This is a genomic window from Burkholderia sp. Ax-1720 (genome assembly GCF_011753035.1).
Taxonomy (GTDB): domain Bacteria; phylum Pseudomonadota; class Gammaproteobacteria; order Burkholderiales; family Burkholderiaceae; genus Burkholderia; species Burkholderia gladioli.
In genome coordinates, this window is the sequence record NZ_VWWK01000024.1 from 58,491 (window position 1) to 68,101 (window position 9,611).

The window sequence follows — 9,611 nt, forward strand, 5'->3', positions numbered from 1 at the left end:
TGTTGAAAAAAGTGAGAACGCTCTCGGTCCGATGTGATATTTCGGACACGAAAAGCTGCTAATGTCCGTTTTTTGCTAAGTGCAATCACGCTCTATCGTCGGATACGGCCTTACCCGGCATCGATTACCCACCCTCATGACAACCACTCGTTTTGCTATGCGGCGCGCTGCAAAAGCGCTCGTCGTCGCCGGAATCGTCGCCTCGCAGATCGGCCTCGCGCAGGCCCAGGTGACGCTCAATTTCGTCAATGCCGACATCGACCAGGTCGCGAAGGCCATCGGTGCGGCGACGGGCAAGACCATCATTGTCGATCCGCGCGTGAAGGGCCAGCTCAACCTGGTATCCGAGAAGTCGGTGCCCGAGGACCAGGCGCTCAAGACCCTGCAATCGGCGCTGCGCATGCAGGGTTTCTCGCTGCTGCAGGACCACGGCGTCTTGAAGGTGGTGCCCGAGGCCGACGCCAAGCTGCAGGGCGTGCCGACCTACATCGGCAACACCCCGCGCGCCAACGGCGACCAGATCGTCACCCAGGTGTTCGAGCTGCACAACGAATCGGCCAATAACCTGCTGCCGGTGCTGCGTCCGCTGATCTCGCCGAACAACACCGTCACCGCCTACCCGGCCAACAACACGCTGGTGGTCACCGACTACGCCGACAATGTGCGTCGCATCGCGCAGATCATCGCCGGCGTCGACAACGCGGCCGGCACCCAGGTGGTGGTGGTGCCGCTCAAGAACGCCAACGCGATCGACATCGCCAGCCAGCTCGGCAAGCTGCTCGACCCGGGTTCGATCGGCAATACCGACGCGACGCTGAAGGTGAACGTGTCGGCCGACCCGCGCACCAATTCGATCCTGCTGCGCGCCTCGAACGGCTCGCGCCTGGCCTCGGCGCGGCGCCTGCTGGCGCAGCTCGACGCGCCCAGCGCGGTGCCCGGCAACATGCACGTGGTGCGGCTGCGCAACGCCGACGCGGTGAAGCTGGCCAAGACGCTGCGCGGCATGCTCGGCAAGGGCGACAGCGGCGGCTCGGCTTCCTCGAACGACGCGAACTCGTTCAACCAGGGCGGCGGCTCCGGCGGTGGCAGCAACTTCTCGACCGGCAGCGCCGGCACCGCGCCCCTGCCTTCCGGCTCGTCCTCGCTGTCCTCCTCGTCGGGCTCGGGCTCGAGCAGCGGCGGTTACGGCAGCGGCAGCGGCGGCAAGAGCGACGATTTCTCCAGCAACAAGAACAGCAGCGACGACAACCAGCCCGGCGGCATGATCCAGGCCGATTCGGCCACCAACTCGCTGATCATCACGGCCTCGGATCCGGTCTACCGCAACCTGCGCGCCGTGATCGACCAGCTCGACGAGCGTCGCGCGCAGGTCTATATCGAGGCGCTGATCGTCGAGCTGAACTCGAGCACCTCGGCCAACCTGGGTATCCAGTGGCAGGTGGCGAACAACGCGCTGTACGCGGGCAGTTCGCTCAACACCGGCCTGCCCAACCTCGGCAACAGCATCACCGGCCTGACCTCGTCCGCGGCCCAGGTCGCGGGGACCAATATCAGCCCCGCGGCGGCGGCGGCCGGCGCGCTGACGCCGGGCCTGAACATCGGCTGGCTCAAGAACATGTTCGGCATCACGGGCCTGGGCGCCCTGCTGCAGGCCTTCTCGGGCACCACCGACGCGAACGTGCTGTCCACGCCTAACCTGGTCACGCTCGACAACGAGGAAGCGAAGATCGTGGTCGGCCAGAACGTACCGATCGCGACCGGTTCCTACGCAAACCTGACCAGCGGCAGCAACAGCAACGCCTTCAATACCTTCGATCGCCAGGACGTCGGCCTGACCCTGCACGTCAAGCCGCAGATCACCGACGGCGGCATCCTGAAGATGCAGATCTACACCGAGGATTCCTCGGTGGTGGCGAGCGCGACGACCAGCAACAGCTCGAGCCAGGTCGGTGTGCCGACCTTCAACAAGCGCTCGATCCAGTCGACCGTGCTGTGCGACAACGGCGAGATCATCGTGCTCGGCGGCCTGATGCAGGACAACTACCAGGTCAGCAACAACAAGGTGCCGCTGCTCGGCGACATTCCCTGGATCGGCCAGCTGTTCCGCTCGGAAGGCAAGACACGCCAGAAAACCAACCTGATGGTGTTCCTGCGCCCGGTGATCCTCAGCGACCAGGCCACCACCCAGGCCGTCACCGCGAACCGCTACGACTACATCCAGGGTGTGCAGGGCGCGTACAAGTCCGACAACAACCTGATCCGCGACAAGGACGATCCGGTGGCGCCGCCGATGCCGCTCGGCCCGAGCCAGGGCGGGGCCCCGGCCGCGAACCTGTTCGACCTGACGCGCATGACGCGCACCCCCGGTTATCCGGCCGCGCCCGGCAGCGCACCGACCAACGTGCCGGCCCCCGCGGTGGCCGCGCCGACGGTGAACCCCGCGCCGATGCCCGCGCCGGCCGTCACCGCGCCGGTGCCGACGCCGGGCCTGACCACCCAGCCGGGAGCGCAGCCGTGAACGAGGCCGTGCGCGATGCAGCGACCAGCGAGGGGCCGTCGGCGATCGCCGCTCGCCTGCTGCCCTACGGCTTCGCCAAGGCCGGCCAGATCCTGGTCGCGCAGCAGGACGGCGAGGCGATCGAGGTCTGGATCAGCGATCGCACCACCGATGCCGCACTGGCCGAGGTGGCCCGCAACTTCGGCGCGCTGACCGCGCGCCGGCTGCCGGCCGACGAGCTCGCGCAGGCCATCAACACCGCCTATGCGCGCCAGGACGGCAGCGCGGCGCAGGTGGTCGGCGAGGTGGAAGGCGAGGTCGACCTGTCGCGGCTGATGCAGGACATCCCGGAAGTCGAGGACCTGCTGGAATCGGAGGACGACGCGCCGATCATCCGCATGATCAACGCCCTGCTCACCCAGGCCGCGCGCGAGCAGGCTTCCGACATTCACATCGAGCCCTTCGAGAACGCCTCGGTGGTGCGCTTTCGCGTCGACGGCACGCTGCGCGACGTGGTGCGGCCCAAGAAGGCCCTGCACGGCGCGCTGATCTCGCGGATCAAGATCATGGCGCAGCTCGACATCGCCGAGAAACGCCTGCCGCAGGATGGCCGCATCACGCTGCGCGTGGGCGGCCGTCCGGTGGACGTGCGGGTCTCGACGCTGCCCACCGGCCACGGCGAGCGCGCGGTGCTGCGTCTGCTGGAAAAGGATGCGGCGCGCCTGAACCTCGAGGCGCTCGGCATGGGCCGCGACACGCTGGTGCAGTTCGACAAGCTGATCGGCCGCCCGCACGGCATCGTGCTGGTCACCGGCCCGACCGGCTCGGGCAAGACCACCACGCTGTACGCGGCGATGTCGCGGCTGGAGACGGCCACCACCAACATCATGACGGTCGAGGATCCGATCGAATACGACCTGTCCGGCATCGGCCAGACGCAGGTGAACGAGCGCATCGGCATGAGCTTCGCGCGCGCGCTGCGCTCGATCCTGCGCCAGGATCCGGACGTGATCATGATCGGCGAAATCCGCGATCTCGAAACCGCGCAGATCGCCGTGCAGGCCTCGCTGACGGGCCACCTGGTGCTGGCCACGCTGCACACCAACGACGCCGCCTCGGCCGTCACGCGCCTGACCGACATGGGCGTCGAGCCCTACCTGCTGGCTTCCTCGCTGCTCGGCGTGCTGGCGCAGCGGCTGGTGCGCCAGCTCTGCCCGCATTGCAAGGAACCGCGCGAGGAGGAAGGCCGCGTGATCTATCACCCGGTGGGCTGCGAGAAGTGCGGCCATTCGGGCTACACGGGCCGGCGCGGCGTCTATGAACTGCTGGTGATCGACGACGCGATCCGTTCGCTGGTCCACCGCAACGCGCCCGACTCGGAAATCCTCGCCTCGGGCCGCTCGAACGGCATGCGCACGCTGCGCGACGACGCCGAGCGCTGGCTCGCGCAGGGCAACACCTCGCTAGAGGAAGTGCTGCGCGTGACGGGAGGCGCGTAGCGCGATGCCGGCATTCCGTTTCGAAGCGATCGATTCCGGCGGCCGCCCCCAGAAGGGCGTGATCGAGGCCGACAGCGCGCGCGCCGCGCGCGGCCAGTTGCGCGGCCAGGGTCTCACGCCGCTGGTGGTCGAGCCGGCCGCGAGCCGTTCGCGCGGCCAGCGCAAGCAGCGCCTGTCGATCGGCCGCAAGCTCTCGCAGCGCGAGCAGGCCATCCTCACGCGCCAGCTCGCCAGCCTCTTGACCGCCGGGCTGCCGCTCGGCGAATCGCTGGCGGTACTCACCGAGCAGGCCGAGCGCGACTACATCCGCGAGCTGATGGCGGCGATCCGCGCCGAGGTGCTGGGCGGCCATTCGCTGGCCAGCGCGCTGGCCGAGCATCCGCGCGACTTCCCCGAGATCTACCGCGCCCTGGTATCGGCCGGCGAGCACACCGGCAAGCTCGGCATCGTGCTGTCGCGCCTGGCCGACTACATCGAGCAGCGCAACGCGCTCAAGCAGAAGATCGTGCTCGCCTTCACCTATCCGGGCATCGTCACCCTGATCGCGTTCGGCATCGTCACCTTCCTGCTCAGCTATGTGGTGCCGCAGGTGGTGAACGTGTTCGCCAGCACCAAGCAGCAGTTGCCCTTCCTGACCATCGTGATGATGGCGCTGTCGGACTTCGTGCGGCACTGGTGGTGGGCGATGCTGATCGGCGTGGTGGTGCTGGCCTGGATCGTCAAGACCACGCTCTCGCGCGCCGGCCCGCGGCTGGCCTTCGACCGCTGGCTGCTGGGCGCGCCGCTGGCCGGCAAGCTGGTGCGCGGCTACAACACGGTGCGCTTCGCCAGCACGCTGGCGATCCTGACCGCGGCCGGCGTGCCGATCCTGCGCGCGCTGCAGGCGGCCGGCGAGACGCTCTCGAACCGCGCCATGAGCGGCAATATCGACGACGCGATCGTGCGCGTGCGCGAAGGCACCTCGCTGTCGCGCGCGCTCAACCACGTGAAGACGTTCCCGCCGGTGCTGGTGCACCTGATCCGCTCGGGCGAGGCCACCGGCGACGTCACCACCATGCTCGACCGCGCCGCCGAGGGTGAGGCGCGCGAACTCGAGCGCCGCACCATGTTCATGACCAGCCTGCTCGAGCCGCTCCTGATCCTGGCGATGGGCGGCATCGTGCTGGTGATCGTGCTGGCCGTGATGCTGCCGATCATCGAGCTGAATAACATGGTGCAGTAAGGGATGCAAAGCAAAACGGGCCGCGATCGCGACCCGTTGCCGGAATGAACGTCAGTGACAGGCGTTATGGGAAGGAACGGCTCAGCGCACGTAGATGGCGGGGCCGGGCGTGTTGGCCGGCAGGAAGATCTCGGCATGCGCGCCGTTGCGGTCGATCACGATCGAGCGGGCGCGGACCTCGGCGAGCTTGGTGCCCTGGGAGATGTCGCCGCCCAGCGTGATGGTGCGGGCCGGATCGCCGCCGATGCCGACGATCGCGGCGGCGCCCTGGCGCAGCGCGAGGATGCCGAACAGGTGGATGTCCTCCACGGGGTTGTGCGTGAGCTGCCCGCCGAACAGCGCGGCAGCGTCCTCCGTGCGCAAGGGAGCGCGCGCGGCGGCGGCGGGTAGCGGGGCCTGATGCGCCGAGAGCGTGATGGCCCAGTAGGTGGCCGTCGCGCACAAGGCCGCGAAGAGGGCGAGGGATAGGATCCGGATCGAGAGCGCGTTCATGCGGGCTATTGTACGGATGAATATGAAATTTGCGTTGAGTGAAAGCCCGCAGCGGAGGCCGCCTTACAATGCGGCTTCGCTGCGCGGGCGACGTGCCCCGCGGGTGCCATTCAATGTTGACTACTGTTTTTGAAAGAGAGGTTTCACTCATGCAAACGTGGATCAATCGCCGCTCGCCGGCAGGCCGTCGCCAACGCGGCTTCACGCTGATCGAAATCATGGTCGTGATCGCGATCCTCGGCATCCTGGCCGCGCTGATCGTGCCGAAGATCATGAGCCGCCCGGACGAAGCGCGCCGCGTGGCCGCCAAGCAGGACATCGGCACCGTGATGCAGGCGCTCAAGCTCTACCGCCTCGACAACGGCCGCTACCCGACCCAGGAGCAGGGCCTGCAATCGCTGATCGCCAAGCCGACCACCGATCCGGTGCCGAACAACTGGAAGGACGGCGGCTACCTCGAGCGCCTGCCGAACGATCCCTGGGGCAACCCGTACAAGTACCTGAACCCGGGCGTGCACGGCGAGATCGACGTGTTCAGCTACGGCGCCGACGCCAAGGAAGGCGGCGAGAACAACGACGCCGACATCGGTTCCTGGCAGTAAGCCCGGCGCATCGGATCGCACCGCCCGTCCCTTCCCTCTTGGTCAGTTTCGTTTGACATGCGAACCACCGGCACGACCTCGCTGCGTTTCCCGCCCCGGCGGATGCGTGGCTTCACGTTGCTCGAGATGCTCGTCGTGCTCGTGATCGCGGGGATCCTCGTGTCGGCGGCCACGCTGACCATGCACCGCAATCCGCGCACCGACCTGCGCGAGGAAGCCCAGCGCGTGGCGCTGCTGCTCGAGAGCGCGGGCGACGAGGCGCAGGTGCGCGCGCGGCCGATCGCCTGGCAGCCCACCGACAACGGCTTCCGCTTCGACGTGCGCAGCGAGGACGGCTGGCGCCCGCTGCGCGACGACCTGTTCCGGCCGCGCAACTGGGACGGCGGCGTGACCGGCGCGACCATCGACTATCCCGGCTCCGACACCGAGGTGCATCGCATCGTGTTCGGCACCGAGCCGGTCGACATCCCGGTGCGCATCACGCTCTATTCCGCGGTCGGCAGCGCGACGATCGTCGGCACCGGCAACGGCCGCTACGAGGTGCGCTGACCATGTCCACCCCGTTCCGTCCTTCGCGCGGGGCCCCGCCTTCGCCGCGGCGCCGCGCGCGCGGCTTCACCATGATCGAGGTGCTGGTCGCGCTGGCGATCATCGCGGTCGCGCTGGCCGCCTCGATCCGCGCGGTCGGCACGCTGGCCAGCAATTCCGGCGCGCTCAACGATCGCCTGCTGGCGAGCTGGAGCGCCGACAACGTGCTCGGCCAGCTGCGCCTCGCGCACGCCTGGCCCGAGGTCGGCGAGGAGGAGTTCGACTGTTCGCAGGGCAACCTCGCGCTGACCTGCACGCAGAAGGTGAGAACCACGCCGAACCCGGTGTTCCGGCGCGTCGAGATCTCGGTACGCAAGACAGGCGAGGCCAGCGTGCTCGCGCAGATGGTCACGGTGGTCGCCAATGAAACCAATCGCTCGCTCTGAGCGCCGCCGCCCCGGCGGCCCGCGCGCGTCGCGCGATTCGCGCGGCTTCACGCTGATCGAGATGCTGATCGCGATCACCATCCTGGCCGTGCTCGCGCTGCTGTCCTGGCGCGGGCTCGACCAGGTGATCCGCGGGCGCAATCATGTCGAGGCGGTGATGGAGGACGAGCGCACCTTCGCGCAGATGTTCGACCAGATGCGCATCGACGCGCGCCGCGCCGTCAGTGACGACGAGGCCGGCCAGCCGCCGGTGCGCGTGGTCGGCAACACGCTGCAGATCGTGCGCCGCTTCGATACGCCGGGCGGTGCGCCGCGCATCCAGATCGTGCGCTACCTGATCAGCTCCGGGCGCGTGGTGCGTTACGCCTCGCCGCCGATCTCGGACGCGCGCGTGCTGCGCAGCATGCTGGCCGACAGCGGCGTGGACGACTGGAGCTCGGTGCCGCTGATGCGCGGCGTGGGCGCGATCACGGCGCGCGTCTACGTGCCCAAGGTCGGCTGGACCATCAACATGCCGACCGCCGACGACGCGCTCGCCAAGAACAACGACGCGCTCAAGCAGCCGATCGTCGGCAACGGGCCGCCCGAGCGCTCGGTCACGGGGCTCGAGGTCGGCATCGGCGCGACCTCGCTGCACGTGCCGATCAAGCGCGTGTTCCTGGTCGGAGAATGACGATGCGCGCGCCCTGTTCCGTATTCCTTTCCCGCCTCCGAGGCCGGCGCCGCGTCGCGCGCGCGCCGGCCTCGCGCGCCCGTTCGCGCGGCGTGGCGATCATCAGCGCGCTGCTGGTGGTGGCGCTCACCGCGATCCTGGTGTCGGGCATGCTGTGGCGCCAGCAGGTGCAGATCCGCCGCATCGAGAACCAGCGCCTGCTGATGCAGGCGCAGTGGGTGGCGCGCGGCGCGCTCGACTGGACCCGCATGATCCTGCGCTCCGAGGGCGACACGGCCCCCGGCGTGACCTATCTCGGCGGCATCTGGGCGGTGCCGATCGCCAAGACCAAGCTGTCCGACTTCCTCGGCAAGATCGGCGTGACCGACGTCTCGGGCGACGACGACACCTACCTGTCCGGCGATATCGAGGATGCCCAATCGCGCTTCAACCTGCGCAACCTGGTGTCCTCGCCGGCGCCGGGCGTGCTGCAGATCAATGCCTCCTCGGTGGCCGTGTTCAAGCGCCTGCTGGTGTCGCTGTCGATCGACTCGACGCTGGCGGTGCGCGTGGCCAAACAGATCCGCGCCGGCCTGCGCTTTTCGGCGACGCGCTTCCAGAACGCCAACCCGCCCGGCACCGGCAACGCGCCGGTGGTCGCGCCGCAGGGCGACAGCACGCTGAACTCCGGCAATCCCGACCCGGGCTTCGACAACGGCGACAGCACCGACGCCGGCGCGGGCGCCTCGCCGCTGATCCCGACCAGCGTCGACTCGCTGCTCGACGTCAGCGGCGTGACGCCCGAGATCGTCGAGAAGCTGCGGCCCTTCGTGACGGTGCTGCCGTCCACCACGCCGGTCAACCTCAATACCGCGCGCGCCGAGGTGATCGCCGCGCTGCTGCCGGGGCTCTCGGTGTCCTCCGCGCAGACGCTGGTGGCGCGCCGCGAGAACGTGTTCTTCCGCAACGTCGGCGATGCGCAGCTCGCGCTGCAGGCCACCGGCGTGCCGAACACGCTGCTGGACCCGACCCAGATCGACGTGACGTCCAGTTATTTCATCGTTCACGGTCATATTGAGCACGGGCGCGCGGAAATCGACCGCACCTCGCTCGTGTATCGTGACCCCACCACGCACACCACGCGCGTGGTCCGGGTTTCCGATCAGCTATAACAACGCCATCCGGGAGAGGAGCTCTTGAGCACGTTGATTGTTGTTTTGCCGCCGCGCGAACCGGCCGTGCCGCTGGCCGAGTGGCAATGGCCCGAGCTGTCGTTCGCGCTCGTCGACAAGAGCGGCCACACCCAGCGCGCCGGACGCAGCTCGCTGGCCACCCTGCCGCAAGCCGCCTCCACGGTGCTGGTGGTGGCCGCGCGCGACCTGCTGCTGCTGGCCGCCGCGGTGCCCGCCGTGAAGGGGCCGAAGCTGCGCCAGGCGCTGCCGAACATCGTCGAGGATTACGTGATCCAGGACGCGCAGGCCTGCCATATCGCCGTCGACCCGGTGGTGCTGCCCGACGGCCGGCGCGTGCTGGCGGTGATCGATCGCGAGTGGTTCCGCTTCGCCATCGAGGCCTTCACCACCGCCGGCCATCGCGCGATCCGCGCGGTGCCGGCGATGCGCTGCCTGCCGCAGCCGGCCGGCGCCACGCTCGCGCCCGCCGCCGAGGCGGCC

General features: G+C 68.8%; 10 protein-coding genes. 9 read left to right on the forward strand and 1 reads right to left on the reverse strand.

The window, feature by feature from the left end:
- Positions 1 to 136 precede the first annotated feature (136 nt).
- Genes gspD through gspF form a run of 3 tightly spaced genes read left to right on the forward strand, consistent with a single transcriptional unit; the run spans position 137 to position 5,218 of the window.
- Complete coding sequence (gspD, locus tag F3J18_RS10650) at positions 137 to 2,518, forward strand: type II secretion system secretin GspD (protein WP_240154659.1); 2,382 nt, start codon at positions 137 to 139, stop codon at positions 2,516 to 2,518.
- Positions 2,515 to 3,996 carry a type II secretion system ATPase GspE gene (gspE, locus tag F3J18_RS10655; RefSeq protein WP_345791187.1) on the forward strand — a complete coding sequence of 494 codons (1,482 nt, stop codon included), beginning with the start codon at positions 2,515 to 2,517 and terminating at the stop codon, positions 3,994 to 3,996. Before gspD ends, gspE begins: the two co-directional genes overlap by 4 nt.
- A 4-nt stretch (positions 3,997 to 4,000) precedes the next feature.
- Positions 4,001 to 5,218 carry a type II secretion system inner membrane protein GspF gene (gene gspF, locus F3J18_RS10660; protein ID WP_013696132.1) on the forward strand — a complete coding sequence of 406 codons (1,218 nt, stop codon included), beginning with the start codon at positions 4,001 to 4,003 and terminating at the stop codon, positions 5,216 to 5,218.
- Between the two features lie 81 nt (positions 5,219 to 5,299).
- Here the strand turns inward: gspF and F3J18_RS10665 are convergent, their stop codons facing one another.
- On the reverse strand, positions 5,300 to 5,710 hold the full coding sequence (locus F3J18_RS10665; RefSeq protein ID WP_013696131.1) for a general secretion pathway protein GspC: 411 nt from the start codon (positions 5,708 to 5,710) through the stop codon (positions 5,300 to 5,302).
- A 149-nt stretch (positions 5,711 to 5,859) separates the two neighbouring features.
- On the opposite strand from F3J18_RS10665, the gene gspG reads away from it, so the two are divergent.
- The 6 genes from gspG to gspL form a co-directional block, all read left to right on the forward strand.
- Positions 5,860 to 6,312 carry a type II secretion system major pseudopilin GspG gene (gene gspG / locus F3J18_RS10670; RefSeq protein WP_025097305.1) on the forward strand — a complete coding sequence of 151 codons (453 nt, stop codon included), beginning with the start codon at positions 5,860 to 5,862 and terminating at the stop codon, positions 6,310 to 6,312.
- A gap of 57 nt (positions 6,313 to 6,369) precedes the next feature.
- Complete coding sequence (locus F3J18_RS10675) at positions 6,370 to 6,861, forward strand: GspH/FimT family pseudopilin (RefSeq protein ID WP_025097304.1); 492 nt, start codon at positions 6,370 to 6,372, stop codon at positions 6,859 to 6,861.
- Between the two features lie 2 nt (positions 6,862 to 6,863).
- A complete protein-coding gene (gspI, locus tag F3J18_RS10680; protein ID WP_025097303.1) occupies positions 6,864 to 7,286 on the forward strand; it encodes a type II secretion system minor pseudopilin GspI in 423 nt (140 codons plus the stop codon).
- Positions 7,264 to 7,959, forward strand: coding sequence for a prepilin-type N-terminal cleavage/methylation domain-containing protein (locus F3J18_RS10685; protein ID WP_025097302.1), 696 nt, complete (start codon positions 7,264 to 7,266; stop codon positions 7,957 to 7,959). The genes gspI and F3J18_RS10685 overlap by 23 nt, the downstream gene beginning before the upstream one ends.
- Entirely contained in the window at positions 7,956 to 9,110 is a 1,155-nt protein-coding gene (gspK, locus tag F3J18_RS10690; RefSeq protein ID WP_166912783.1) for a type II secretion system minor pseudopilin GspK, read from the forward strand. The genes F3J18_RS10685 and gspK overlap by 4 nt, the downstream gene beginning before the upstream one ends.
- A 24-nt stretch (positions 9,111 to 9,134) precedes the next feature.
- Positions 9,135 to 9,611: type II secretion system protein GspL (gene gspL, locus F3J18_RS10695; protein WP_240156380.1), on the forward strand; the 477-nt coding region annotated here is incomplete at its 3' end.